We start from the raw sequence: 26,931 nt of genomic DNA on the forward strand, positions 1-26,931 counted from the left end.
TTCCGAAAAATGCTGCACTCCGCTCCTCCTGTCTCTTGCATCTATACTGACATCGTATGTTGAGATTCTTTCCGTATGCAAAAAAGCCTTTTCTGACTTTTTGTCAGAAAAGGCTTTTGCCGGAAAACAGCTTAGCCCTGCGGAAGTTCATCTTCATCTTCACCCTGCGGCTGACTTAATCTTGTCCTCGTCTCTTCAGGCGTTTCAAACTTCACTGTTAGAGGCTGACTTTGATCAATTGCCGTATTAGCTGTCAGGTTCTGCTGTGTTGCAAACCCGGTGCCGGTTGCATTAAGCTCGAGGTCTGCCGTTGCAGCAGCTTTCACCACATCTCTGTATGACCACCCGGTGAAATCAGGAATCGTTAATTCCTCATCAGTGACTAAAATGAGTCGTTCTCCAGCCATCAATTCATCATGCATGTTGGATTGATGGTTAATGCTGGAACCATTGCCCATTACTTCAACAGAAAGTCCTTCACCTTCTAATTTTTCTTTAACAGACTGAGGATCTTGTCCAGTGTAATCTTCAACTGTCACATTTTCTTTTACAGGTGCTTCTGCAGGCTGGATATTACGGTATTTTAAGCTATTTAACATAACAGGATTAAAAACTTTTGATACAGGAATTGAACTGATTTCGTCTGCAGGGAGATCAGGCTGTTGCACTCCAATATAGACGATTAATTCAGGATCATCTGCCGGCGCCATTCCGATGAATGAGAACAGGTAGTTACTTCTTCCTGTCATATATCTGCCCGTCTGAGAGTCAGGAATCTGTGCTGTACCGGATTTCCCCGCAACCTCATAGCCAGGAATATTGAACGGTTGCCCGGTACCAACCTCACTTGTTACTGTTGATGCAAGATACTCCCTTACTTTTGACGCAGTATCTGCTGAGATCGGCTGACCACTCACTTCCGGTTCACCTTCGTACACTGCATCTCCGGTTTCCGGATCTACCACTTTTGATAAGACAAACGGTTTTTTCATCTTTCCATCACCTGCAATCGCGGTTTCCGCCTGAATCATCTGCAGAGGTGTAACAGTAGTGCCCTGCCCGAAAATTGTTGTTACTTTTTCAATCGGATAGTTATAAAGGATATTTCCAGGTGCTTCATTCGGAAGGTCTATATCCGTCATTTGACCAAATCCGAAATCATCCAGATAATTTCGATAGACATCATCACCCATTTGCTCCAGTAGTTTTGCAAAAGCGGTATTTGAAGAACGCTGAACACCTTCTAAATAGCTGATCGTTCCCCAGCCGCTTACATTATGGTCGTTAATTTTTTGTCCGAGTACATCGTATGAACCCGATTGATAAGTTGCATTTGGATTAAAAACACCTTCTTCAACGGCTGCTGCAAGTGAGAACGTTTTAAAGGTGGAACCGGGTTCAAAAGTACTTTCAACAATCTGGTTGTACCAATTTTCACTTAAACCAACCCTTGTGTCAGGATCAAATGTAGGCCGCTGACTCATGGCAAGAATTTCACCTGTTTTTGCATCGGCTACAATGCCGAACATATTTCCAGGATTGTACTCATCTGAAACCTGGCTCATTGCGTCTTCGAGAAAAGTTTGAATTTTTTTATCAAGCGTCAAATATACATCATGACCATCTTTTGCCTTAGTAAGAGCTTCTTCACCACCTGGCAGCAAATAACCGCGTGCATCAGTCTCAAAAGAAAGCTCACCATTTTTTCCTTCAAGATATTCATTCAGATTTTTCTCTACACCCATTTGCCCAACCGTTTTAACCATTCCATCTTCTGTCGTTTCAGGCTGTGCATAGCCGATCAGGTGGGATGAAAAAATTCCATTCGGATAGAACCGTTTTAAATCCTGGAGGAAAAAGATGCCAGGCAGTTCTGCATCTTCAATCTGCTGCTTGATTTCAAGCGGAATGTCTTTTCCCTCAGTCCCGAATTCAACCTGTTTACGTTCCTGTGTTAAAATCTCCATAATTTCAGCTTCGCTTAAATCCAGATACTCTGAAAGTGTTGAAGCTGTTGTTTGAGGATCAATAACGTGCCTCGGATTTTCTTCGTTTGTAGTCAGGTTTTCATCTAAAACTGCAACAATTTTATACGTCTGGGTATCTTCAGCAATCACTTCACCGTTGCGGTCAAGGATCTTACCCCTTTCAGCTTCGAGAATCTGACTTCTTGCATACTGAGCCTGGGCCTGAGCCGCCAGGTCTCTTCCTTCAGCTTCTCCGGTAATCTGTAATGTCAAAAATCTTGTTATCAATAAAAAAAAGAGAGCACCAAATACCATAAATAACAGGTAGGCTCCCCAATTCTTTTTCAACTTTCTCATGGCTGCTGCACAACCTTAACATTTGAATCATTCAGTGTGAGTCCAAGTTCTTTCGCTTTCTCCCAGACACGCTCATATGTACTCATTTGGCTAACTTGAATCGTCAGATCATTATTTACATTTTCCTGGGCCAGCACATCTGATTCCAGCTGCTGAATATCTTTATTGGTACTGTAAATCTCCGCCTGAGCGGTAATGATATGAAGACTTGCAAAGCATACAAATGCAGCAAATACAGCAGCGATTACTTTTTCCCCAAGTGTAAACGGAGAAGATCTTTTTTTAAGTACTTTCTTCTGTGTAACCTGAACCGAAGGGTTTTGCTCGACCTTCTTTGCAGTGTTCATCATTCTATTTCCCCCATTTCAATTTTATCTGTTTTTTTCTATAATTCTGAGCTTTGCTGATCTCGACCGATTGTTGTGTTCAAGTTCTTCTTCGCTTGCTGTAATCGGTTTTCTTGTAATTAGTTTCATTTCAGGCTCGTAGCCTTCAGGTATAACCGGCAGACCATGAGGCAATTCCGGACCTTTAGATGCTTCTTTAAACATTGTTTTGCATATTCTGTCCTCTAAAGAATGGAACGTAATGACGCTGATCCTTCCCCCGGGATTCAGCATTTCCATTGCCTGTTCCAAAGACTCCTCAATTACACCAAGCTCATCGTTCACAGCAATTCTAATCGCCTGAAAAATTCTTTTAGCCGGATGTCCACCTTTTCTTCTGGCTGGTGCCGGGATTCCGTCTTTAATTAGTTCAACCAGTTCAGCAGTGGTTTCAATTGTTCTCTGTTCGCGTGCCGCCTCTATCTTTCGGGCAATCTGCTTCGAAAACTTTTCTTCCCCATAACGGAAAAAAATTCTTAACAAATCAGAATATGACCATTGATTTACCACTTCTTTTGCAGTTAGTGAAGAAGACTGATCCATTCTCATATCCAGTGGCGCATCGTGGTGGTAGCTGAATCCCCTTTCAGGTGTATCCAGCTGTGGCGATGAGACACCCAGGTCATAAAGAATTCCGTCTACCTTCTCAACGCCCCGTTCATTTAACTCACTTTTTAAATGTCTGAAGTTCGACTGAATAAAAGTAACTTGTCCTTCATATGACTTCAATTTTTCTTTCGCATGTTCAATTGCGGTTTCATCCTGGTCAAAGCAATAAAGATGTCCTTTGCTGGATAACTGGGATAATAAGTATTCACTGTGACCTGCACCACCAAGTGTACAGTCCACATAAATTCCATCTGTTTTTATATTTAGTCCATCAACTGTTTCTTTAAGAAGGACAGTAGTATGATCAAACATCCTTGCCACCTCAACACATTCTGAATTCTATAAGTCAAAATCAATCAGATTTTCTGCAATTTCCGCGAATGATTCTTCTGATTCAGATAAGTAATCATTCCACACTGCTTTATCCCAGATCTCAATTCTTGAAGATACGCCAATGATCATGCATTCTTTATCAATTTTAGCGTAGTCGATTAAATTTTTCGGAAGATTAATTCTTCCCTGCTTGTCAATTTCACATTCAACTGCACCTGAGAAGAAGAATCTCGCAAACGCTCTGGCGTCTTTCTTAGTAACAGGAAGTGAACGTACTTTTTCTTCGAGGCGTCGCCATTCATCCATAGGATAACCAAATAAACACTGGTCAAGACCTCTTGTAATGACAAAAAGATCTTTCACATGTTCACGGTACTTTGCAGGGACAATGATTCTCCCTTTCGTATCGATTGAATGCTGATACTCCCCCATGAACATTAGGCTTCCCACCTCTCAAAATAAATGTACCACAGTCCCCCACTTTGTACCACTCGTTTCTCATATTCTAACACAACTGTAATATTAAAAAATGAAATGTGAATGAATTTTCTAAAAACATTTATATATTTGATTACATTGTCCACTGATCATAATTTAAAAGGCTTCAATAGATGCTCAAATAAGATATTATTATGTCTTTATTCCATTGCTGCTGATTTCCGCTTCGGGCGGTCGCGGCGACATTACGCTGGGGTTAGGTTCTCTAACCACAAACATCAGCTGTTCAAAAACGAAAGCGCACTTAAAGCGAGAAATATTTTTCAAAATAAAAAAGCTGCCAGGTTATTGTCTGGCAGCTCCTCGGTATTACACATATATAATATTGTGCTTGTGATTAAATTCAACTTCTGACTTCACTAAATCGTCAAGAAAAGAATCACCGTAACGGTTAATATAGTAGTAAATATTCCAGATTCTTTCCTGTGGACCACCTGAAGGTCTGAGGGCATTTGCTACACGGTCGTATTTTCTCAATATATTGTCGTGCTTTAACTTGATTGCCTCATCTGATTTCAGTTGAAGATAAGAGAGCTGCTTCATATGAAAATTCAGGTTTTTTTCCACCACCTGATTAAAGTTAGGGTCATATTCAGAAGTCAGGTGTTTAATTTGATGGTATTGTTCAATTAACTGTTCTTCTGTTTCTTCTATTAAGGTACACAATGATTGATCTTTAACTTCTTCCCAGAAATGAGTCTTCTCATTTTCAACGCCTCTGCTGATCACTTCATTAACAGATAGATCCAACTCTTTTGCATCCTGTTCAATATTTCTTTCAACAATTGTAAATGTAAGGCGTGGTACGACGGGTGGCATCTGAAAACCTGCTTTCTCAAAACCGGTTTTTAATTCCGCCCAATAAGCAATCTCACCAGGTCCGCCGATAAATGCAAGTGTCGGGATGAGCCACTCCTGCATTAACGGTCTGGTCACAACATTATTACTCAGATTTTCAGGCGTACTCTCTGCAGCTGCCATTAATTCTTCCAATGAATATGTTCTGCCGGATTTATCATAAAACTCACCGTTTCTGTTAAATAACAATTGCCGTTCCCCATCAACTCTTATAAATAAGTTTGACGCATCATCTTCTAATTCGATCATTGGAGTAAAACCATCATTTTTTAATACTTCCTGCTGTGATAAAACAGCCTGATTCAATGTTGCATGCTGTTCAATCAGCTGTTTGAAAAATGATGATTCAATCTTTCTGAGTTCAGGGTCTGCTGCATCCAGTACGAGAAGGCCTGTATCCTTGAACAGATCCATTACAAGCCAGGCAAACATTTTTGATATATTTTGATTTTCTGATGCAGCCCGATACAGTGTTTTGCGCAATTTTGCTGTATGAGAGGTCTCGCCGAATTCAGCAAGAATCTCATCAATCCAGGATTGCATATCTGAAAGAGTATACTGAATATCTGAAGCCATCTTTTTAGTTAACACTCTTTCAGGATAACCCTTCTTTTTTAGCTTTCCACCTGATTCAGTATACACATGATTGATTTCCAGAAAGTCATGATCTTCACCGGCAATCCAGAAAACAGGAATTACTTTTCTGCCGAGATCTTTAGACTGCTGTTCAGCGAGCTTTATAATTGAAATAACTTTATGTATTGAATAAAGAGGTCCGGTTAATAATCCTGCCTGCTGACCGCCAACGACTGCGACTGCATCTTCTTTTAATGCTGACAGTGAAACCTTGGTCTCGTCAGATATGGGCAACTCATTCATATACGTTTCTATACATGCTGCTAATTCTTTGCGCATAAACGTTCTCTGATCAAGATCAGCCAGCCTCTTATTAAAGTCGTGCTGATATGAATAATGAAAATGTTTCATTGCAATAGAAGATTCGTTTATATATGCCGAAGCAAATGGCTGTATAGCCGGAAGATCCAATTGTTTTACGAGCATCGATAAAAACTCCTTTAATCCACATTAGTCCATCGTCATTATACCATCTACTTTTCGAAAGCCGAAAGAATAATGCTTGTTAAAGTAATGATTTATAAACTGCGAGTGCCGTTCCCGCAATGACCAATGTGAAGTGGATCATAAAAAAAATTAAAAAGGACAGTCTCCATGTACTTTTTAAAATGTGACCAAATGTGAAATCATCTTTTTTACTTCTAATGTAAAATGCAGCCATAATCCCTATGGATGCGATAATCAAAGAGATCATCCACAACATCGAAATATCCCAAATAAAAAGGATGAGGAAATAAACTGACCCGATTAAAAATGGAGTTGTGATATTAATCCCTGATGAGACTGCTAACCTGTGTCTGGATGACAGCTTTTTTATTGCTATAAATACAATCAGATAAATCAGATACGGGGCATATAACAGTACACTGATGAATATAGCTGCAGCCTCCACTAGTCTGTTTCCCTCCCTGTTTCGATTGCAAGAATACCTTTCTCCAGAAATGGCAGAATGACAGGTAAGTAATTTTTTTCTTCAGCAACTTTCAATGCATATCCAGTCATAGACTCAATTTCTGTTTTGCGCCCGGCATTAATATCTGACAGCATAGATGATTCGTTTTCTGCGGTTCTTCTGCAAAGATCCAGGATATCTTCAAAACTGCACTTTTCAGCTGCCGCCGGAAATAGGGTGGACAGTTCACCGTAAAGTGTTTTCATCATATCTTTGAAGTATTGATTTTCGGCTAAAGAACCATTTTTCACCATAAAGATAGCTGTAAGAGGGTTAATCATCAGATTTTTAATTAATTTTATTGTTAGTAAACTTTCATAATCCTGGTCGAATGCAATCGGGAAATTTGATTGATTACAATTTATTATTTCAAGGACTAGATCATCATTTCCCCGGAATTTTGCGATTCTCCACCAGCCAATTCCATTATGCTGAAATGAATGTGATGTCAGTTTTTTTACACCGTGTTCAACTGTGCTGACAAAAATATGATTGTGATTCAAATCCGGGAAAAGCTGCACGTGTGCCATCCCGTTTTGCAGAAATATTAATGGTACGTCTGCTGGTATTCGCTGAAGGTCAGGAATAATCCCCGCTAAATGATATTGTTTTACAGCAATGATTACTGCATCGGTCCGTGTAAATGCTTCACGTCCCAATACAGATGCTGTAACCGGCTGGTTTGAACCTCCTGAAGCTGAAACTCCATGGAGGTTAATCTGGTCTGACTGCTGCTCAGTTCTTGTACATATATGTATGTGATGGCCGCATTGCTTAAGTTGATGTGCAAAGAGAAGGCCGATTGACCCTGCACCAATGATATGTATATGTATGCTGATCACCCCTTTTCATCTAGTTTATCAAAATTAAGAGATGGAAAAGCATCATTTTTCAGAAAAATACCGCCAGAAGCTACTTCTGGCGGTTCGTACGTTATACAGGGTATACAGAATGCTTCTTTGGCGGCATTGGGATCTTTTTTGATGCGTAGTATTCAAATCGGCTGATCAGAACATCTCTCAGTTCATCAGGCTCAACTATGTCATCAATAATCATTTCAGATGCCAGTCTGTAAATATCTATCTCTTCCTGATATTCTTTATGTTTTTTCTGCACATAAGCAATTTTTTCTTTAGGATCTTCAATTTCCTGAATTTTATTAGAATATACTGCATTGACAGCTGCTTCAGGTCCCATTACGGCTATTTGAGCTGAAGGCAGTGCAATACAGCAGTCAGGTTCAAATGCCGGTCCAGCCATTGCATAAAGGCCGGCGCCATAAGCTTTTCTGACCACAACCGATATTTTAGGCACAGTAGCAGAGCTCATAGCTGAAATCAGCTTGGCACCATGACGGATAATACCTGCACGCTCGACCTTCGTTCCGATCATAAAGCCTGGCACGTCAGCAAGGAAAAGTAATGGAATGTTGAATGCATCACACAGCTGAATAAATTTCGCGCCTTTATCAGCTGAGTCAACAAATAATACGCCACCTTTAGCTTTTGGCTGGTTTGCAATCATTCCGACCGGCTTACCGTTCATTCTTGCAAAACCGGTAATCAGTTCAGGAGCAAAAAGCTTCTTAATCTCAAAAAAACTGTCCTGATCAATGAGCGTGTCAATGGCATCATACATATTAAATGGAGCATTTTGATTTGCCGGGATTAATCCTGACAGCTGCTCCTTACTATGAGACACTGCCGGTTCCTTCACCGGTACCTCACCTTCAAAGTTAAGAGGAAAATAGCTTAAGTAATTGATTGCATGATGAATGGCTTCTTCTTCATTTTTGGCCAGGATATCTCCGCATCCACTTACTGAACAGTGCATTTTTGCACCACCCATTTCTTCAAGCGTCACTTTTTCACCGATCACTTTTTCAGCCATTCTCGGGGAACCGAGATACATAGACGCATTTCCTTCAACCATAATGACGATATCACAAAAAGCAGGAATATAAGCGCCGCCTGCTGCTGACGGACCAAACAACAGACAAATTTGCGGGATGAAACCGGACAGTCTTACCTGATTGTGAAATATTCTTCCTGCGCCTCTGCGGTTTGGAAACATGTCAAGCTGATCTGTAATGCGGGCTCCTGCAGAGTCCACTAAGTAAAGCATCGGAACACGCAGCTTTTCAGCGGTTTCCTGTATGCGGATAATCTTTTCAACCGTTCTCGCTCCCCAGGAACCGGCTTTAATGGTAGAATCATTGGCCATGATGCATACAGGTCTTCCATCCACAAGACCTGTTCCTGTAATGACGCCATCAGCCGGCAGGTCGCCTGCATTGAAGTTCGCAAACATTGCATCTTCTTTGAAAGAATCTTTGTCCACTAAGCGTTCTATTCTTGTTCTGGCAAACATCTTACCCTGATCGTTCAGTTTTTCATGATACTTTGGTTTACCGCCTTTTTGTATCTCTTCACGGGCTTCTTTCAGCCTGCTCTGAATCGTTTCAGATTGCATGTATTTTCCTCTCCTTTCGGGATTATTCAAGAATTAGCAGCGTGTCACCTTCATTTACAAAATCACCAGCATTTACTTTAACCTCACTCACTTTACCTGCAGCTTCAGCCTCTACAGGAATTTCCATTTTCATTGATTCAAGCATCATCACTGGTTGTCCACTTTCAATCTGATCGCCATTGTTAACCAAAACTTGTAAAACTGTACCTGCCATCGTTGATGTAATCTGTGTCATCGTCATCATTCTCCTTTAATTTTCTCTAATGTTTGTGTGTGGTATTTCCCATCCATAAATTCAGCAGAATCCAAAACGAGTTTATGGAGAGGAGTGTTTGTCTTTACACCCTCTATTTTGACTGAATCAAATGCCTGTCTTGCAGTTTTTATACATGACTGACGTGAATCAGCTGTCACGATAAATTTAGCGATCATCGGATCATAGTAAGGTGTAATTTTATTATTTCTTTCATATCCGATATCTACCCTGATCCCCTGCCCTTCAGGAAATTCAACTGTCTCTAGTGTTCCTGGAGAAGGATAAAACGTTTTCGGATCTTCTGCGTAGATTCTGAACTCAATTGAATGTCCTGATGACTTTATCTCATCCTGTTTTTGAACAGGAAGCCTTTCTCCAAATGCAGTAAGGATCTGCCATTCCACCAGGTCAAACCCTGTTATTTGTTCGGTAACTGGATGTTCAACCTGTAATCGGGTGTTCATTTCTAAAAAGAACGGATTCTCGTCAGTGTCCAATATACATTCAATCGTTCCTGCGTTTTTATATCCTACTGCTTTTCCAGCCTGCACGGCTAAATGATAAAGTCTTTCCTTTGCAGGTTCTGACAGGGAAGGAGACGGCGATTCTTCAATCACTTTTTGATTTCGTCTCTGAATTGAACAATTCCGTTCAAATAAATGAAATACTTCCCCTTCAGCATTCCCGAATATTTGCACTTCAATGTGGCGTGCTTTGGGGATGTATTTTTCTATAAACAATTTTCCGGATCCAAAGTAAGTTTGGGAGCGTTTGATTGTCGGTTCAAAATGCTGAGTGAGCGCTTGTTCATTTTTGCAAAGCACCATTCCCACTCCGCCTCCGCCACTACTTGCTTTCAACATAACAGGGTAGCCGATTTTACCCGCTTCAAATTTCGCATCATCCAATGTCATATTGTCACTTTCATAACCAGGTACAACTGGGACTCCGGCTTCCATCATCGTTTTTCTTGCTTCTATTTTGTCTCCCATCTTGCGCATGACTGAAGACGAAGGACCTATAAAGATGAACCCTTCCTTTTCTACTTGTTCAGCAAAATCTGCGTTTTCAGATAAAAGACCATAGCCTGGATGAATCGCATCAACGTTTTCCTCGGAAGCAATTTCAAGCAGTCTTTCAATATGTAAGTATGACTGGGCCACTGGAGGCGGACCGATCAACTTAGCTGTATCTGCTGCTTTCACATAAGGAAGATCCTGGTCGGCTTCAGAATACACAGCTACCGTTTCTATATTCATTTTATTACATGTTTTAATAACTCGAAGCGCTATTTCCCCACGGTTAGCAATTAGTATTTTTCTCACAACAATCCCCTTTCTAAACATTTTATCTCCATCCCCACCTTCTATTGTAAACGCTTTCTAATGAAATGTGCAGAATTTTTTGACCTGTTGCGCTATAATATAGCTATATACCGTTTTAAGCGGTTACATCATAATCTCATCATACTTACAGGGAGTGTACGAAATGTCTTATAAAGTAGAGAATTTAAAAATTAATTACAAAACTCTTGAAGAGTTTAATAAATTTCGTGAAGTTGGCGTTCAGGAGCTTTCAATGAAAGAGGAACTTGAAACCAATATGGTCGAAAATGATAGTGAATCACCTTTCTACGGGATTTACTTAGGCAATAAACTGGTAGCAAGAATGAATCTTTTTAAAAGAGATGCACGCTTTGACCAGTATTTCGAACCTCCACAAAATTATCTGGAGCTCTGGAAAGTAGAAGTACTGCCTGATTATCAAAAAAAAGGCTACGGATCGAAAATGGTTGAGTATGCCAAAAGCTTCGGTCTTCCGATAAAAACGAATCCAAGAGTAAATTCAAGAGCTTTTTGGGAGCGGATGGGCTTTGAGTATGTCACTTATGATCTGGAAAGAGACTTAGGAGAAAATCCAATGGTCTGGTACCCGGATGGAGTTACAGAACAAATTCACGAATAAAAAATAGAAACGAGGGCTGTTCGCAGCCCTCGTTTCTATATTACCTAAAAATGCTCTGAAGATTCGTTAACAGCTTTCTTTTCCATCCTGAACAGGTTGCCGTTAGGTTCCATCTTAAAAACACTTGATGATCTATCTCCATCTTCTGTCCCCAATTTTCTTGCTTTTTCAATCAGATAGAGTAATGCATGATAGTCTTCTTTTAATTCAGATATTTGTTCTTTTAGAAGTTGATTATCTTTTTCAAGTTTTTCACGATCTTTCTCTGCTTCTATTACTCTTAGTTCCATCTCTTCCGCAGGCTTACTCTGCTCAAGTCTGCTGATCCACTGATTCATCCTCATAATAAGCTGTTCTGCATTCCAGTCGCTGCTTTTTTCAACAGACTTCTTTTCTTCTTCTCTTCTTTTTGCATACCTTACTTTTTTAGCTTCAGAGATCTGTTTCTGACATTCTTTTCTAAGACACGAATTCCACCGGAACCCGCATGCTGCCGGCGTCCTGTTCAGTTCAATTGCAATCTCTTCAAATGCATTCAGCTGCGTACTTCCTCTTTCGATATGCGCAAGAACTCTCTCTTTTAACAACTGATCTTCATGCGATGTCCAGCCATCCTGTCTTAACTTCACTCTGATTCCCCCATTTTCATATTAATATAGCTGATATACAGTTTTGTAATCTATTGATATTCTATGCCCGAATATAAAAAAATAGACATAAAAAAATACGAAAAACGTATTTTTTATGTCTACTATTATTTTTCAAAGAATTTTTCAACAGCTTGATGGTGCTCTTCTTTCTCCCATAGCACTGAACACTCATAGATTTCGCTTTCCATCCGGGCTTTTAAATCTCCGGCAGTCCACTTTTGAGTGAGCATTTTTTTGTATGCTCCCAGGACTGCTCCTGATTTTTCAAATACCGGTTTAAACATATCAATCAGTTCATCAACTGATTCAACCTGAACTGTCTGATCGATAAAGCCTAATTCGTATAATGTGCTTTCATGGTGTACTTTCGCTTCTGATAATAGGCGAAACACCTGATTTGCAGGTAATCTTTCATATAATAATGTACCTCCACCCCAGCCGGTAGTGATCGCGAGATTAGCCTGAACAAAGCCCATTTTAATGCCTGGACGGGCTATTCTGTAATCACAGGCTGCTGCAATTTCACAGCCACCACCAACCGCAGCACCATTTATGTATGCTACAGTTACTTTATTCAATGTAGCAAGCTGATAGAGTATCGAGCCCATGTTTGATAACATGCCATAGGCTTCTTTTTGAGTTTTTAACCGGTGAAACTCCTGCAGGTCCCCACCAGCACAAAATGCCTCATTCCCTTCACCGGTTACGATCAGTGCTTTTACATAATCGTTTTTTTGTGCTTGATTTATCGCTATTTGAAGCCCGTCCATGACTTCATAGTTAACTGCATTTCTGCGTTCCGGACGAGAAATTGTAAAAATTAATGCATGATTATTTTGCTGAATCGTATACCCCATATTTTTTCCCCTTTACGCTAATCTGCAAATTATTGTAACACGAGACATACGAGTGGTGTTTAAGCAAAACTGCAATAACACAAAAAACCTGCAAAGGGCCATGGTCCCTGTTGCAGGTTTTCAGAAGAAGCAATTATTTTCCAACTACTTCTTTGCCTTTATAAGTTCCGCACGCTTTACACACGCGGTGAGAAAGCTTCATTTCTCCACAGTTAGAGCACTCTACCATACCTGGTACAGATAGCTTGACATGCGTACGACGCTTTCTTTTAGCGGTTTTCGATGTTCTTCTAAATGGTACTGCCATGTTTCCCACCTCCTTAAAGAGAGTGATTGTAAAATGAACCATAGGTCCAGTTTTTACGTTTATTTTTTTTCGTCGAAAAATTTCGCAAGATCAGCAAGTCTTGGGTCTGCTGCAGGTTCATCCTGCTGCTCTTCATTTCTTGCTTCTTCAAGCTCCTCTTCGGATAAAACTTCCCAGCCGTTTCCGCTGTCCATGCCTTCTTCTTTAAGTGCTTTATCGCTAAAGACCTGAAGCGGCACCTGGAGCAATAGAATTTCTTCAATAACCGGACGAAGATTGATTACTTCACCTTCCAGTTCATGTACTTCTTCATGCAATTCTTCATCAATATAAGATGAATTCAGGATAAAAGTTTCTACGGTTTGAAGAGAAACTGGATACTTAACATCTACTAGTGTTCTCGCACATGGCAGAGTAAGTGTTGTTTCAATCTGAAGGTGAAACGTTATTCTGGATGAACTAATATCCCCGCGACCTGTAACACGGACAGGTTCAACCTGCCGGATATCACGGTGCCGTTCAGTCAGTTCATTCATTTCTACCGTTTCATTGATCTTAAAGTCTTCATTGCGATATTTCTGCAGCTGAATGATTGACCATTTCATCTGTCATCACCTCAAGGCACAAAGTAGATTATATTCCCTGTATAAAGGAATGTCAAGATTTTTTCTTTACAACTGAAAATGCCGGCCTGAAAGTATTCGCGCTTTAGGCTGCACAATAAAAGACCGGTTGCTTTACCGGTCGAAACTACATATTATTATAACGCAGATGAGTTAAAATATAAAGGGATTGTTCAACAAATGTTATCTTTAATAAATCTGACTATAAAATCTGTTTGCGCTGTCTATTACTGTAGAGAAATTTACTTACTGCAAATGTGCGATTAAACATCAACAAACGATCATGATCACTAAATTTTAATACAATTCAAATTAACATTTAAAGAAAGGAATGATTTGGTTGAAGGCTTGTGGAATCGTTGTAGAATATAATCCTTTTCACAATGGACATCAATTACACGCTGACCAGTCACGCACAGTTACCAATAGCGAAATTGTCATCGCAGTCATGAGCGGGAATTTTCTTCAGAGAGGAGAACCTGCACTGCTGCCAAAACAGGAGCGTGCAGAGATGGCACTGCGCTCTGGAGTTGATATCGTTTTCGAACTGCCTTATCAGTTTGCGGTGCAGCATGCTTCGATCTTTGCTGAAGGAGCAGTCAAACTATTGGATGCAGCCGGGTGCAGCTCAATTTGTTTTGGAAGTGAAAACGGCAAAATCGAACCATTTATTCAGCAGCTTCAGCTTGAGAAGGATCAACGCCCGGAGTTACAGCATAAAATCAGGGAGCAGATGAAACTGGGCAAAAGCTACCCTGCAGCAGCTGCAGAAAGCTACAAGCAACTATTTGAAGATCAATCTCAGCTTGATTTAGCCAAACCTAACAATATGCTGGGCTATCAGTACATAACCGCAGTGGATGTTTTCTCGGACAAAATAAAACCTTATACGATTCAGAGAACTTCATCACAGTATCATGATGAGTCGCTGAATCATTCGTTCATATCAAGTGCTACTTCAATCAGAAAGAAAATTTTTGAAGACGGCGTTGAAAGTGTTAAGAACCACGTACCAGAATCGACGTATTCAGTTCTGGATAAATATTTAGGTAATCATGGTCAACTGCTGAATTGGAGCAGCTACTGGTCTTATATCCAGCATATTTTGCTTACAAACTCTCCTTCTTCTCTTGAGCGCATTTATGAAATGGAAGAAGGTATTCAATACAGACTGATTGAGGCAGCTTTGGATAGCAGAAACTTCGGGGAATTCATGCATAAGGTAAAGACGAAGAGATATACATGGACGAGAATTCAGCGGATTCTGACTCACCTGTTAACGACAACAACAAAAGAGGAAATGCAATCAAATCATTCTCCGGCCTATTTAAGAATGCTTGGCATGAATGCTAAAGGGCGGGAATATTTAAATCTGTATAAAAATGATTTTACACTCCCAATCATCAGTAACCTAAACCGTAATCACCATGAGCAATGCGCAATTGATATCAGAGCAGGCAGGGCATACGCCATGGGATACAGTAATCCCATTAAAAGACAGGAAATGATTGTAAAAGATTTCAAATCTGCACCCGTTATCATATAGTCATTATCCAAAAAAGAGGCTGAGACAAAAAAACTCTTTTGTTGAATTAAACAATATTTATATTAAAATCTAAGTGTAGCGGAGCGTAAGGCGGTGACTCCAGCGCGAGAAGACGGACAGGTGAGACCCCGCAGGCGCGAAGCGATGAGGAGGCTCACCGCCGGCCGCGCGGAAAGCGTCCGCCTGAAGCGCAGCGAAACGAGTAAGAGGATGAGACAGCTTATGTCCCATCCTCTTTTAACCTATAATGAATTTAAATATTCCAAAGCATCTTCAAATTTTTTGACAGGTACAATTTTCATATCAGTTCCTATCTTTTCAGCAGTTTCAACGGCTGCCTCATAATTTGTTTTAACATCCGGATTTTCTTCCCGAATGTCTTCAGGCAGTTCATCATCAGGCGCAAAAAAGATGTCTATATCCTGTTTGTCAGCAGCAACTATTTTTTGCTCAATTCCACCGATTCTCCCCACATCACCTTCTGAAGAAATTGTACCTGTACCGGCCACCATCAACCCGGCTGTCAGATCTTCTTCAACAAGCTGATCATAAATCTCAAGAGAATACATTAAGCCCGCTGAGGGACCGCCAATCCCGCCTGAATCAATCTCTACACTTGGGTCTGTTTCCAGCTCCACGTCATCTACAAGAGAGATACCCATCCCTACCTGATCATTATTTTCCGGAAACGTATCAAGTACAATATCATCTGTCATGTCTTTTCCTTCTCTGTCATATACGAGTGTGACACGATCTCCCGCTTCTTTTTCAGCAACATAATCAATAAATTGTTCGGAAGATTCCAGCTTTATCCCGTCAACTTCAATTACGCGGTCTCCTGCTTTTAAAATATTTTCAGCAGGCATACCGGGAAACACGTTCAATATATAGATTCCATTGTATTGAAACTCATACTCAGCTCCAGCTTCTCTAAATGCTACTTCAATTGCTTGAGCTGCAGAATTATCCATTAAGTATAATTGTCTGACAGAATACTCATCTTCACTTTCATGAGGATTTCTTACTTCTTCAACATCGTAAATTTCCTGATATTCACTAAAGTATGCCCACGCGTATGCAAACACATTGGCCTGCACCTGTGAAACCGTCATTAATGAAAAGTCCCCTTCACTTTCAGTCCCATTTTCCACTTCTACGATTTCATCAAGCGCAAACGCGTTGCCCGGTTTCTGAACATAATATGGCAGCGAATAAAAGCTAAGAAACACTGCAATAACCATAACTATTAACAGTGTAAGCATCATTTTTCTATTCATTGCGGTGCTCCTTCCAGCGTTCTATTTCCTCTAGTATATCCGGCAAAGCTGCTTCTGCAGCTTCTTGCCCCAATTGTATAATCTGTTCTGCAAACTGAAATGATTTACTGCTGTATTGATCCACTTTAGGAGAAATCAGTATATCTGCTCCTGTCATCTTCAAATGAACGATTTCAGTTTGCAATATATCAATACTTTGAATAATGACATCATAAATCGTGTTGATTTCAGCATTTTTCTTCACTTGAGAAACATCTACACCGATCACAATATCCGCCCCCATATTCCTTGCAACTGAAGCAGGAACCCGGTCAATCACACCACCATCAACAAGCAGTTTTCCATCTATTTTTTCCGGTACAAATATACCCGGTATTGCTGTACTCGCTCTTACAGCCCGGTCTACCGGACCTTCAGTAAAGATGAATTTTTCAGCTTTAATGAGATCGGTTGCAACGATTGAAAGTGGAATGTTTAACTCTTCAATATTTTTATTATGAGTAAACAGCTTTACAAACTGTCTGAATTTTTCTCCGGATATAAAGCCCATTTTAGGTACTGTCAGATCCATAAAATATTTACTTCTGAATGTAGCCGCCAGTCTCTCCATATCATAAACGCTTTGCCCGGCACTATACAGCGCACCTACAAGTGACCCCATACTGCTTCCTGCTATGTAATCCACTTTGATATTTTCACGCTCAAGTACTTTCAGCACACCGAGATGTGCAAAGCCCCTTGAACCGCCTGAACCAAGTGCCAGCCCTATTTTAGGATTCATATTTTCACACCCTTTCACAGCAGTTCTAAACAGCTTGTCATTTCATACAATCAACTTATAGTTAATTTTAGCATTGCTGGTACTTAAAAAGAACTAATCATACTGCAATGGAGCCGATTGCAATGAAATTAAAAGACCACATCATTTCACTATTGTTTTTTTTATCTTTTATTTTTCTACTCGTGAATCCCGAATCTACGATTGAAGCAGCTATAAATGGTATGCAATTATTCATCGAAATCATTTTTCCGTCTCTATTTCCGTTTTTTGTATTAACCTCCATGTTACCTTCAATTTCCTGGCTGAATAACTTCTCCAAATTTTTCGGACATGTCATGAAGCCGGTTTTTAATGTTTCCGGACAGGGAGCTCTGGTCTTTTTAACTGGCTCTTTATCAGGGTTTCCAGTTGGTGCGAAAATGACAGCTGATATGCTGAAGAAAAATAAAATCAGTCTTCCTGATGCACAACGTCTGATTTGTTATACGAATGGCGCAAGTCCAATGTTTCTGATTGGCGCTGTAGCCGGTGGCCTGATGAATCAGCCCTCACTTGGCATTATACTATTCCTATGTCATTTGGCGGGCAATATGATCATAGGTATATTTGCAGGGAGGCTCATTAAAGGTGATTCATTGGTTAAAGTACCAGAACGTAATGAGTCTGTTGATTATATTACATTGTTTCGAGAATCCGTCGTAATATCTATGAAACAGCTTGTAGTGATTGGCGGCTTTATTATTTTTTTTTCAGTGGCCATTCATTCAATCGAAAATGGCATACAATCTCTTCACAGTGACATCCCTAATGAAAAGTTGGAAATTTTAGCTTCAGGGATCCTCGAGCTATCTAACGGTGTTGATGCAGCTGTCAGGCAATCCGAAAACCTTCAAACCACTGCCATGATCGTTTTAGCTATGGTTTCTTTTAGCGGTCTGTGCATACATATGCAAGTTGTATCATTCATTGACCATCTTCCCATATCTTATAAGCCTTACTTGCTTTCAAGGCTCTTTCACATGATACTATCACCACTTATTTTTATTATATATACTCACTTTTCCCCGTTCGCATACGATGAAGTACCAGCTGTTCAACATGTGATCATGACATTCAGTCGGCCGGTTCCTTATTCACAATTGATCACAATTATCAGTTTTTCGCTGTGCATCATCGTTATGCTAGTGAATGTAAACAAACAAAAGTCCCGGCTTTAGTCCGGGACAAATATTATTTCACTATATACTTTTGCCTTAAAGCTTCTTCCACTTCAGGAGGTACAAGTTCAGAAATATCACCACTGTAACGTGCAACCTCTTTTACAATACTTGAGCTTAAAAATGAATACTGATTATTTGTCATAATAAAGAAAGTTTCGAGATCACTATGTAATACTCTGTTCATTGAAGTAATTTGCATCTCATACTCAAAATCAGATACTGCCCTCAAACCACGAATGATTACATTTGCACCTATTTCTCTGGCATAATCTACTAATAGACCCTGATAAGAGTCAACTTTAATGTTTGGAATATCTTTTGTCACAGTCCTGATTAAATCCATTCTCTCCTCAACTGAAAACGCCGGTTTTTTTGAAGAGTTATTCAAAACGACAATATGTAATTCATCAAAATTTTTGGCACCACGGGAAATGATGTCTAAATGTCCGAGAGTAATTGGATCAAAGCTCCCTGGACATACTGCTTTACGCTTCATTATTTTCTTCCTCTCTCTTTTGCAGATAATAAATTGATATACCAGTCGTTCCATATATTTCATGTTTTGCTCTTATTAAATTGCCTGAAGCCTCTGGAACTATTGTAGAAGCATCATGTTCACACATTACAACACCGGTATCTGAAAGCAAATGATGTTCATTTATATAGGCTAAATACATATCCAGCTGCTTATTCTTATAAGGAGGATCGAGAAAGATACATTCAAATTTGATTTCTCTTTTCGCAACCGCTTTCAATGCCCGTTCCGCTTCATTCCGGAATAACTCAGTTTGTTTCTCATAGGAACATTTTTGTATATTGTCTTTAATGGTCTGAAATGCTTTTCTGTCTTTATCTACAAATATCATACGGTCCAGCCCTCTGCTCAAAGCTTCAAGCCCCAGGTTTCCGCTGCCTGCAAACAAATCCAGTCCTGTACCTCCTTCAAAGTACGGACCAATCATATTAAAAATTGCTTCTTTTACTTTATCAGTGGTCGGCCTAGTACCAGTCCCCGGAACCGCCTGAAGTTGTATGCCTCTTTTTTCTCCTGAAATAATCCTCATATTATCACCGCGATCTTTTATTCTCTTAACTCTGGCTGTTGATTTCCGCTTCAGACGGACGCTCTCTACAGTCTGGCGCAGAACCATTATGCTTTATCCGTCTCTTCCTGCCGGAGTCACCGCCTTACGCTCCGATCACCAGCTGTGAAGAAACAAACACTAGTCTTTAACAAAACCATTCTCTTAGTTAAAATAACTCAATTGACATCAGCTCACACATTTCGTACTTATGCTACCATAATTGACTATAATCTGCCATGAGATACCCCGCAATTTTTGCATAAAATAAAACCGGCCTCAGAGCCGGCATATATACTCAATTTATACATGTTTGCTGTACTTGAATTGAAATTTTTAAAAAGGCTGAATGATTAATTTGACAGCACAAAATAAACTTGAAATGACTGAGAAAGCTTTACGATTGTTTACATTCAATAGAAGAAATCACATATCGTTTACATCAATCATTTGATCATTACTTAACATGTTTTCTACAACAACATCCAGATCCGGTAATTCTTCATTTTGATTCAAAGCCTCACGAAGGTCAGCAAGTGTCATTTCTTTCAATTCATCTTCCCTGGCCAGCTCAATTAATCCGTAGGTGACAAGCGCAGTCACAATTGCTGCTACAATCCACCCTTCATCTTTAAATTCTTTCTCACTATGACCTCCGGGGATAAAATAGACGACAATTAATGTTATGACTAATAAAATTACGACAACATGCATCAAAACCACCTCTAATCATCATATTTTTAATCATATTCACTTAAGACTATTTTCATCACATGTGTTACATTATTGATGTGCAATAGCAAATCTGCGTTTGCAAAACAACTTTAATTAAGCAGGTGACTTGATGATTCAACGTTTTATTGAACTCGGTGAGGGTTATGCAGATATATACGAGTTTTTGGATATGATTCATTTCAATCAGGACCGCGCAATGCGGGTTGCAGTGTTACATGCGGTTGTAAATGATCGAAAAGTAGTTTCTCCGGCATTAATCATGAAAAAAACCGGCATGGGGAATTTTCAGGCAATCTATATTTCAAGAGAGGGCATTCCTGACCTTGAACAACCTTCTGAAAGATTAAAGCTGATCGAATCGGCTGCCGAACAAGCAGGTATCCCCTTAGTGCATCTGGAGGTTCAGCCTTCAACGGCATTTGGTGAAAAAGAGCTTTATTTTCAACATTTGATCGGTATATTGAGAATGAACCGATACATTGCACCGCTCTCTTAAAATTTGATACACAAAAAGGCGGAGCATATGCCCGCCTTTTTTAAATTGTCAAAGACCCATTTTATAATCGTACTCTTTCGCTTTATCCGGTCTTGCGTTTTCATATTCTGTTTTGACAAACGGTCTTAACGATACGTCCACTTTTTTTACATAAGAATAATTCGACAGCTTTTCTGTCAGTTTTTCAATTTCGTTCTGGTTACAGTATAATAAAACATATTTCATTTTTCTCGATACGTAATGCACATTCCCAAAGCGCCTGAGCGTTTTAGCGTGCTTTAAGCTGTGCAGCCATACGATTAATCCTTGACGCTCTATCAGCATAGTCATTACCTCACTCGTTTTTCTTAATAAAAATTGTAGCATATAGTATGCCTTTCCGGCAATGAAAGGAAGCGCTTATATGGATGTAAATGACATTTGGAAGCGATTTATTTCATTACTAAGTGAAGAGCCAGGAGTAATTGATGTTTATTGGAAAAAATCAGCAGGCATCCCCTTTTTATATTTACATTCAATAAAAGCTGACCGCCATGAAATTGAACTGACAATTAAGAAGTGTGCTGTCAGATCAATGAGAGGGAAAAGACTGAATGCAGAAACGGTTTTTGTAAGGTCTGACAATGGCAAATGGGTCTATCGCCATCGTTTTTATGTACCCCAGCAGAAAATGTTCTGCTGCGGCAACCTCTGCAGTGACTGTATTCGTTTCAGGTGAGCTCATGTTTGTGAACCACCCCTCATCGTGCTAACATTAAATGGTGAAATATTTGTATAAGGGAGGATTCGAAATGGGAAAGAAAACGAATATCGGCCTTGCTCTTGCAGCGTCTGGCGCAGCAATCTGGGCAGGTACTAAAATGACATCAAATCCAGTAAAGAGACCGACTAAAAAATTCTTTGAAGGGGAAAAGCCCCGGGTATTCGCACATAGAGGCGGTGCAGAACTGGCGCCTGAAAGTTCATTTGCTGCATTCAGAAATGCTGCTGAACTTGGCGTGGACGGATTTGAAATTGACATCCGTATGACTAAAGATGAAGAGTTAGTTGTTTTCCATGATCAGTTTATTGACCGGACAACCAACGGAGCCGGACGAATTTCTGACTACACTTTATCTGAGCTTAAAGAATTTGATATGGGCTACCACTTCAGAGACCTTCAGGGTGAACAGACCTACAGAGGAAAAGAAGAAAAAATATTAAGCCTTAAAGAAGCGCTTGAGGCTTTCCCGGATCACCTTTTTAATATTGATATGAAAGAAGATCCTGATACTTACGAAGGAAGCCTAATGCCTTCAAAGCTATGGCGTCTGATTGAAAAGCTCGGCGTTGAAGACAGAGTCCTTGTGACAAGCTTTTACGATGAACAAATCGATCGCTTTTCACTTTACTCGCAGGACCGGGTAGCGATTGGCGGTGGTGAAAATGAAGCACGCAAAGCATTTTCATTATATCGCAGCGGGTTTGGACACCTTTACCATCCAAATGCTGACGCAATTCAAATCCCGACAAAACACAAATCAATCCCACTCGATTCAAAAGGTTTTATTGAGTTTTTAACTTCGCTTAATATTAAGGTGGAGTATTGGACTGTTAATGACGTGGAGACTATGGACCGATTATTAAGACTAGGTGCTGACGGTATCATTACAGACCGTCCTGATATTGCCATGCAATTAGTTAAAAGTGAGTAATATAAAAAAGAACTGACGGGCTTTCCGTCAGTTCTTTTTGTATAATATTTACTGTCTCATCACTTATTTTGAGCTTAAGCAGAGCAGGAACAGCCTCCACCCGATCCGCAGCCGCCGCTGCATCCGGATTGAGAATCAAAAAATGGATTTCCAGTTGGAATTTTCACATTTTCAGATACCGCGTGACCAATTAATGAACTTACCTCATCAAGCAGTTGCTGCAGTTCATTTTCTGCTACTCTGAACTGTGCCACATGTTGATCCATGTCCATATCTCTTTTTGTCTCACGTATTTCTTTCATCACTCTGCCATAGTCAGGATGGTACCTGCCAAAACGCTGAACCTCTTCATATAGTTCCTTCAGAGAGTTGAATTTATATATTTTATCCATTGACGTGATGGACGCTTTTAGTGTTTGGTACTTTTCATAGTAGTTCTCTAATGTTTCTGAGTGCAGGATGGCTTCAGACAATTCATCTGATGCATCAAGCAGCTGGATTCTTTCCATCGTTGCTAACATGTTCGCACCTCCATACTTATCATAACATGAATTGTTATGAATGAATGCCCCCTATTGTTTCCACTGATTCATAAATGCATCATTTTTTGTTTCACTCTGTTTATTAAAGTTGTTTAACATTTCCTGAAAAAAATCTAAACCTGTTTGTATCTGTTTCGAATATTTTTCAATTTGTGACGGATCAATGTGTTGTATCTTCTCTTTTACTGCTGAAAAAACCTGTTCAAATTCTATACTGGAGCTTTTACGTTCATTTCCAAATATAAGCCAATCTTCATATAATTCCTGCCAGGTAGCTTCCTCACGTCTAACCTTTTTGATGAGGTCAGGGTTTTTTCTCAGGTATTCCTTGAAATCATTCATCTGATCGATGTGTGTACTCATCTCATCCCTCCTATTTCCTTTCCATCATTTATTTTATGGTAAAATGAAATGAATGGTTAAAGGGGGCACATGATGGATACAGTTAATCAAATGTATATTGAACAGTTAAACGAAGATGAAAAAAATATTATTGAACAAGTGCTGAAAGGCTTTGAATCAAAACGTCAGGGAACAAGCACTTCCTATGTTAGTGCAATGTATGCAATGGAACACGAATTTGACGGTGAGACGCTCAGCATTACCATGCCCGTCACACCGATTGTTTATAACTCATTAGGTATGATGCACGGTGGAATTACCGCGACGGCGATTGATACTGCAATGGGAATGCTCGCAAATAAAATAGCGCCATCTAATAAAGCAGCTGTAACGAGTCAGCTCAACCTTCATTATACTGCCCCTATTTACGGAGGTATAGTTCGTGCTTATGCAAAAATCATCCATCACGGAAGCAAAAGTATGGTTATTGAAGGATGGATCGAGACCGACGCAGGAAAAAGAGCTGCCCATGCAACAGGGTCATTTTATTTAATAGACAAAAAACAATAAAAGGCTGCCGGTGCAGCCTTTTATTGTTCATTTTGTGCTGTACTTTCTGAATACTCTTCTGACTGATCAAACTGAACGAAATCCTGGGTAAAATAACTGCCGTACACGCCTGATCCTGTATGAGTAAACATTTCATTCAGCATCGTATCTCTGTGTCCTTCTGAATTTAACCACCCATGGACCACTGCAGGCGTAAGGTAGTATTGTGAAGCGGTATTTTCACCGGCTGATTTGTAGGTTCTGTCGAGCAATGACAACCTGTCAGATAATCCTGAATCGTCCTGGTCGCTATCACCCTCCAACATTTGTTTACGCATTACGCTAAGCTCTCTGGCAGCCTCAGCAATCCGGTCATCCCACTCCAGTCCGTTCAACCCATTTAATTCCCGGACATAATTCACGATATCAAAAATTTGACGTTCATTCGCTTCATTCACTTCATCCCTGATTAACTGGTCTTTTTCCGCAGCAGGTCCACCTTCAACTGATACTTCATAAGGCTGCTGATCCAGAAGCGTTTCTTTATCCAGATAATATACACCCATTAACGTATTTGAAATTGAATCAATCATAAGCTGGGCATAAATGTCGTCAAATTGAACTAATAACCTCGTATGCAAGTCCTGTTCGCTCAATTCAAGCTGATATACCTTTCCTTCATTCTCAACTACAATCTCACTGTTTATCATCGTAAAACGATATATATCCTGTACAGACTGTCCAGTATGGTAAGGTGTGCTGTCATAAGCATTTCCCATCACAAATAATGCTTTTACCTTATTTTCTTTCACGGCTGCCTGCATATAACCATCTTCATCCATATAAATATACCAGGTAAGTTCATTTCTCCCCGGATCGGTTCTGTCGGGCTCTCCATAAGCCTCTTTAAGACTGTCTGCATCCTCACCTATAAAAACAGATACGCCGGACTTCGGCCGTGTCAGCCCATCAGATGAAGGCACTTCAACGTTATCGCTATTAGAGTCAACATTGAATGGCTCATTTTCAAGTTCTTCATTTTCCTGAAAAGAAGGACCATTATAAAAACCAATGAGGAATATGACTAAAATAACCACGCCTATTCTAACCATTGTTTTCACTTATGTCCCCCCCTTTCATTAATATATCTATATTATACATATGAACAGCTTATAATAATAGCAAGAGGCAGTATTAGAACTGTCATCTTTTTGCCACAAAAAAACATGAAATTAATAGCTGACATAATTGCAACTTCTTATTGTTTCGACTATTATTAAGCATGAGACGACTTATTATTAAAACTGGTTTACAGGAGGAGATTTTCAAATGCGATTTGAAAATACGGGATTAGAATCTCTATTAATTGAATTTGATCCATTGGAAGATACGATGAATGAACACGGTATGGTTCGTGCAGGACAATGGGACTGGGAACGTGTTACATATGACAGAAAGTTCGAAATCAGAGAAGGCACATTTTACCTGCGCATTTTCGGCTTTACTGAAAAAGGGGACATCGGCTCCAGCGATGCGGATGTAAAACTGCTTACACCACTATTGGGTAAACATTATTATCCCCATGGTGTTGAATATGGTGAAGGGGAAGAATTCCCTGAACATCTCGTACAAACTTGTGAAAAAATCTTAGTTGCCATTTATGAGGATCTTGCAAAGATCGCCATTTAATGGTCAGGAGCCATGGTTTATATGGCTCTTTTATTTTATATATAAACGCTAAGCATATCTTCTATTAATTGATCAGGAAATTTTATTATCCTCAATACAAACATTTTTATATATTTTGAAAGGGGACCGGCATTGAACAAGTTATTTACGAAAAGAAATGTGATCGCCACATTGGTTATTATCGCTGTAATCATGTTAATTTACTTTATTCTTCCTGTGTCTGTACCGCTTATCGCCGCGCTTATTACAGCACTTATACTGGATCCAATCGTTAAGTTAATTGAAAATAAAACGAAATTTAATAGAAAAATGTCTGTTGGGACAGTTTTTATATTATTCATGGGTACAATAGGCCTTCTTTCTTATTTTGCTGTAACGAAACTGATTGGTCAGGCAATTCAATTCGTTGAAAATACACCTGATTACGTAAATGAACTTGCTCTTTGGTGGAAGACTGTTGAAACTGACATGGCCATTACCTTTGCCCAGGTTCCTCAACAGGTAATGGAACAGACCAGTTCAGAAATTAATAATTTTATTAATGAATTCCGAACGAGCATTACAAACTCGATTAATGCCGAAAGCGTTACAGGGATCATAACGAATATCCCTGATTATCTAGTCAGCTTCCTAGTCTATTTAATTGCTTTGTTTTTGATCATGCTCGATCTGCCAACAATCAGAAGTAACATTTATAAGCATTTTAAAGAACAGACCGCTGAAAAGGTCAGGTTTATGACAGCAAGACTATCGAAGGTCATTTGGGGTTTTGCTAAGGCACAATTCCTTGTCAGTCTGCTGATTTTTGCAGGCTCATTAATTGGTTTATCTCTTATTGCACCTGAAGTAGCACTTGTCATGTCTCTGATCATCTGGATCATTGATTTCATACCGATCATTGGTTCAATTGTGATACTCGGTCCCTGGGCAATTTTCCAATTAATAACCGGTGATATAGAACAGGGAACGCAACTTGCTATTCTTGCTGCAGTACTTTTAATTATCAGAAGAACTGTTGAGCCTAAAGTGATGGGCACTCATATTGGCTTATCTCCTCTTGCCACATTAATCGCAATGTTTATTGGTCTAAAACTTTTTGGGCTGCTCGGCTTTGTGATCGGACCATTAATCTTAATTATCTTTAATTCTGCAAAAGAAGCTGGCATCATCAAAATGAATTTCAAGTTCTAAGCTAATATTTTCAGCGAATAGATGTAAAAAAAGCGTAACCGGTTAAAAATAGCCGGTTACG

Annotated in this window: 32 protein-coding genes; 9 read left to right on the plus strand and 23 right to left on the minus strand. The window is 39.7% G+C overall.

Annotated elements, in window-relative coordinates:
* Positions 1–131 precede the first annotated feature (131 nt).
* The 10 genes from E2626_RS12200 to E2626_RS12245 form a co-directional block, all read right to left on the minus strand.
* Positions 132–2,324 (minus strand): penicillin-binding transpeptidase domain-containing protein, encoded by a 2,193-nt coding sequence (locus E2626_RS12200; protein WP_134382055.1) that lies wholly within the window; start codon positions 2,322–2,324, stop codon positions 132–134.
* Positions 2,321–2,674, minus strand: coding sequence for a cell division protein FtsL (gene ftsL, locus E2626_RS12205; RefSeq protein WP_134382056.1), 354 nt, complete (start codon positions 2,672–2,674; stop codon positions 2,321–2,323). Before ftsL ends, E2626_RS12200 begins: the two co-directional genes overlap by 4 nt.
* A 21-nt stretch (positions 2,675–2,695) precedes the next feature.
* A complete protein-coding gene (rsmH, locus tag E2626_RS12210) occupies positions 2,696–3,631 on the minus strand; it encodes a 16S rRNA (cytosine(1402)-N(4))-methyltransferase RsmH (RefSeq protein ID WP_134382057.1) in 936 nt (311 codons plus the stop codon).
* A 27-nt stretch (positions 3,632–3,658) separates the two neighbouring features.
* Positions 3,659–4,090 (minus strand): division/cell wall cluster transcriptional repressor MraZ, encoded by a 432-nt coding sequence (gene mraZ, locus E2626_RS12215; protein WP_134382058.1) that lies wholly within the window; start codon positions 4,088–4,090, stop codon positions 3,659–3,661.
* Positions 4,091–4,459: 369 nt separating this feature from the next.
* Positions 4,460–6,070 carry a bacillithiol biosynthesis cysteine-adding enzyme BshC gene (gene bshC, locus E2626_RS12220; RefSeq protein ID WP_134382059.1) on the minus strand — a complete coding sequence of 537 codons (1,611 nt, stop codon included), beginning with the start codon at positions 6,068–6,070 and terminating at the stop codon, positions 4,460–4,462.
* Positions 6,071–6,149: 79 nt separating this feature from the next.
* Complete coding sequence (locus E2626_RS12225; RefSeq protein ID WP_166786817.1) at positions 6,150–6,536, minus strand: DUF3397 domain-containing protein; 387 nt, start codon at positions 6,534–6,536, stop codon at positions 6,150–6,152.
* Positions 6,536–7,438 carry a 2-dehydropantoate 2-reductase gene (locus E2626_RS12230; RefSeq protein WP_134382061.1) on the minus strand — a complete coding sequence of 301 codons (903 nt, stop codon included), beginning with the start codon at positions 7,436–7,438 and terminating at the stop codon, positions 6,536–6,538. The genes E2626_RS12225 and E2626_RS12230 overlap by 1 nt, the downstream gene beginning before the upstream one ends.
* A gap of 91 nt (positions 7,439–7,529) precedes the next feature.
* Positions 7,530–9,068, minus strand: coding sequence for an acyl-CoA carboxylase subunit beta (locus E2626_RS12235; RefSeq protein ID WP_134382062.1), 1,539 nt, complete (start codon positions 9,066–9,068; stop codon positions 7,530–7,532).
* Positions 9,069–9,090: 22 nt separating this feature from the next.
* Positions 9,091–9,303: an acetyl-CoA carboxylase biotin carboxyl carrier protein subunit gene (locus tag E2626_RS12240; RefSeq protein WP_134382063.1), complete on the minus strand. Its 213-nt coding sequence runs from the start codon at positions 9,301–9,303 to the stop codon at positions 9,091–9,093.
* Positions 9,304–9,308: 5 nt separating this feature from the next.
* Entirely contained in the window at positions 9,309–10,649 is a 1,341-nt protein-coding gene (locus E2626_RS12245) for an acetyl-CoA carboxylase biotin carboxylase subunit (protein ID WP_134382197.1), read from the minus strand.
* A gap of 163 nt (positions 10,650–10,812) precedes the next feature.
* On the opposite strand from E2626_RS12245, the gene E2626_RS12250 reads away from it, so the two are divergent.
* Positions 10,813–11,289: an N-acetyltransferase gene (locus tag E2626_RS12250; protein WP_134382064.1), complete on the plus strand. Its 477-nt coding sequence runs from the start codon at positions 10,813–10,815 to the stop codon at positions 11,287–11,289.
* Positions 11,290–11,333: 44 nt separating this feature from the next.
* Here the strand turns inward: E2626_RS12250 and E2626_RS12255 are convergent, their stop codons facing one another.
* The 4 genes from E2626_RS12255 to E2626_RS12270 form a co-directional block, all read right to left on the minus strand.
* A complete protein-coding gene (locus tag E2626_RS12255; RefSeq protein ID WP_166786818.1) occupies positions 11,334–11,918 on the minus strand; it encodes an RsfA family transcriptional regulator in 585 nt (194 codons plus the stop codon).
* Positions 11,919–12,043: 125 nt separating this feature from the next.
* Positions 12,044–12,796 (minus strand): enoyl-CoA hydratase/isomerase family protein, encoded by a 753-nt coding sequence (locus E2626_RS12260; protein ID WP_134382066.1) that lies wholly within the window; start codon positions 12,794–12,796, stop codon positions 12,044–12,046.
* 133 nt (positions 12,797–12,929) lie between these two features.
* A complete protein-coding gene (rpmF, locus tag E2626_RS12265) occupies positions 12,930–13,103 on the minus strand; it encodes a 50S ribosomal protein L32 (protein WP_134382067.1) in 174 nt (57 codons plus the stop codon).
* Positions 13,104–13,162: 59 nt separating this feature from the next.
* Positions 13,163–13,708: a YceD family protein gene (locus tag E2626_RS12270; RefSeq protein WP_134382068.1), complete on the minus strand. Its 546-nt coding sequence runs from the start codon at positions 13,706–13,708 to the stop codon at positions 13,163–13,165.
* A 358-nt stretch (positions 13,709–14,066) separates the two neighbouring features.
* Here E2626_RS12270 and E2626_RS12275 point away from each other — a divergent pair, with 358 nt between their 5' ends.
* A complete protein-coding gene (locus E2626_RS12275; RefSeq protein ID WP_134382198.1) occupies positions 14,067–15,272 on the plus strand; it encodes a nucleotidyltransferase in 1,206 nt (401 codons plus the stop codon).
* 242 nt (positions 15,273–15,514) lie between these two features.
* On the opposite strand, the gene E2626_RS12280 is transcribed toward E2626_RS12275, so the two are convergent.
* The gene (locus E2626_RS12280) at positions 15,515–16,549 is read right to left on the minus strand and encodes a SepM family pheromone-processing serine protease (protein WP_134382069.1); all 1,035 of its coding nucleotides are present in this window, start codon (positions 16,547–16,549) and stop codon (positions 15,515–15,517) included.
* A complete protein-coding gene (locus tag E2626_RS12285) occupies positions 16,542–17,330 on the minus strand; it encodes a patatin-like phospholipase family protein (RefSeq protein WP_134382070.1) in 789 nt (262 codons plus the stop codon). The genes E2626_RS12280 and E2626_RS12285 overlap by 8 nt, the downstream gene beginning before the upstream one ends.
* 122 nt (positions 17,331–17,452) lie before the next feature.
* Between E2626_RS12285 and E2626_RS12290 the strand changes: the two genes are divergently transcribed.
* Positions 17,453–18,547 (plus strand): nucleoside recognition domain-containing protein, encoded by a 1,095-nt coding sequence (locus E2626_RS12290; protein ID WP_134382071.1) that lies wholly within the window; start codon positions 17,453–17,455, stop codon positions 18,545–18,547.
* A gap of 13 nt (positions 18,548–18,560) precedes the next feature.
* Here the strand turns inward: E2626_RS12290 and coaD are convergent, their stop codons facing one another.
* The 3 genes from coaD to E2626_RS12305 all read right to left on the minus strand — a co-directional run bounded on the left by coaD (position 18,561) and on the right by E2626_RS12305 (position 20,346).
* On the minus strand, positions 18,561–19,046 hold the full coding sequence (gene coaD / locus E2626_RS12295; RefSeq protein ID WP_134382072.1) for a pantetheine-phosphate adenylyltransferase: 486 nt from the start codon (positions 19,044–19,046) through the stop codon (positions 18,561–18,563).
* Positions 19,036–19,614, minus strand: coding sequence for a 16S rRNA (guanine(966)-N(2))-methyltransferase RsmD (rsmD, locus tag E2626_RS12300; RefSeq protein ID WP_134382199.1), 579 nt, complete (start codon positions 19,612–19,614; stop codon positions 19,036–19,038). Before rsmD ends, coaD begins: the two co-directional genes overlap by 11 nt.
* 444 nt (positions 19,615–20,058) lie before the next feature.
* Positions 20,059–20,346, minus strand: coding sequence for a hypothetical protein (locus E2626_RS12305; protein WP_134382073.1), 288 nt, complete (start codon positions 20,344–20,346; stop codon positions 20,059–20,061).
* A gap of 130 nt (positions 20,347–20,476) precedes the next feature.
* On the opposite strand from E2626_RS12305, the gene E2626_RS12310 reads away from it, so the two are divergent.
* Positions 20,477–20,863 carry a DUF7147 family protein gene (locus tag E2626_RS12310; RefSeq protein WP_134382074.1) on the plus strand — a complete coding sequence of 129 codons (387 nt, stop codon included), beginning with the start codon at positions 20,477–20,479 and terminating at the stop codon, positions 20,861–20,863.
* 48 nt (positions 20,864–20,911) lie between these two features.
* On the opposite strand, the gene E2626_RS12315 is transcribed toward E2626_RS12310, so the two are convergent.
* Positions 20,912–21,187 carry a YlbG family protein gene (locus E2626_RS12315; protein WP_134382200.1) on the minus strand — a complete coding sequence of 92 codons (276 nt, stop codon included), beginning with the start codon at positions 21,185–21,187 and terminating at the stop codon, positions 20,912–20,914.
* Between the two features lie 79 nt (positions 21,188–21,266).
* Between E2626_RS12315 and E2626_RS12320 the strand changes: the two genes are divergently transcribed.
* Both E2626_RS12320 and E2626_RS12325 read left to right on the plus strand, forming a co-directional pair.
* Entirely contained in the window at positions 21,267–21,581 is a 315-nt protein-coding gene (locus E2626_RS12320; protein ID WP_244094318.1) for a hypothetical protein, read from the plus strand.
* 73 nt (positions 21,582–21,654) lie between these two features.
* A complete protein-coding gene (locus E2626_RS12325) occupies positions 21,655–22,557 on the plus strand; it encodes a glycerophosphodiester phosphodiesterase family protein (RefSeq protein WP_134382076.1) in 903 nt (300 codons plus the stop codon).
* A gap of 74 nt (positions 22,558–22,631) precedes the next feature.
* Here the strand turns inward: E2626_RS12325 and E2626_RS12330 are convergent, their stop codons facing one another.
* Positions 22,632–23,078 (minus strand): YlbF/YmcA family competence regulator, encoded by a 447-nt coding sequence (locus E2626_RS12330; RefSeq protein WP_134382077.1) that lies wholly within the window; start codon positions 23,076–23,078, stop codon positions 22,632–22,634.
* A gap of 51 nt (positions 23,079–23,129) precedes the next feature.
* Positions 23,130–23,462 carry a spore coat protein YlbD gene (gene ylbD, locus E2626_RS12335; RefSeq protein ID WP_134382078.1) on the minus strand — a complete coding sequence of 111 codons (333 nt, stop codon included), beginning with the start codon at positions 23,460–23,462 and terminating at the stop codon, positions 23,130–23,132.
* 72 nt (positions 23,463–23,534) lie between these two features.
* Between ylbD and E2626_RS12340 the strand changes: the two genes are divergently transcribed.
* Entirely contained in the window at positions 23,535–24,011 is a 477-nt protein-coding gene (locus E2626_RS12340; protein WP_166786819.1) for a PaaI family thioesterase, read from the plus strand.
* A 20-nt stretch (positions 24,012–24,031) separates the two neighbouring features.
* Here the strand turns inward: E2626_RS12340 and E2626_RS12345 are convergent, their stop codons facing one another.
* Positions 24,032–25,102: a CAP domain-containing protein gene (locus E2626_RS12345; protein ID WP_244094327.1), complete on the minus strand. Its 1,071-nt coding sequence runs from the start codon at positions 25,100–25,102 to the stop codon at positions 24,032–24,034.
* Positions 25,103–25,319: 217 nt separating this feature from the next.
* On the opposite strand from E2626_RS12345, the gene E2626_RS12350 reads away from it, so the two are divergent.
* Both E2626_RS12350 and ytvI read left to right on the plus strand, forming a co-directional pair.
* Positions 25,320–25,679 (plus strand): YugN family protein, encoded by a 360-nt coding sequence (locus tag E2626_RS12350; protein ID WP_134382081.1) that lies wholly within the window; start codon positions 25,320–25,322, stop codon positions 25,677–25,679.
* A gap of 132 nt (positions 25,680–25,811) precedes the next feature.
* Entirely contained in the window at positions 25,812–26,870 is a 1,059-nt protein-coding gene (ytvI, locus tag E2626_RS12355) for a sporulation integral membrane protein YtvI (protein WP_134382082.1), read from the plus strand.
* Positions 26,871–26,931: the final 61 nt, after the last annotated feature.

Origin of the sequence: Jeotgalibacillus salarius, from assembly GCF_004405125.1 — a bacterium.
Classification (GTDB): domain Bacteria; phylum Bacillota; class Bacilli; order Bacillales; family Jeotgalibacillaceae; genus Jeotgalibacillus; species Jeotgalibacillus salarius.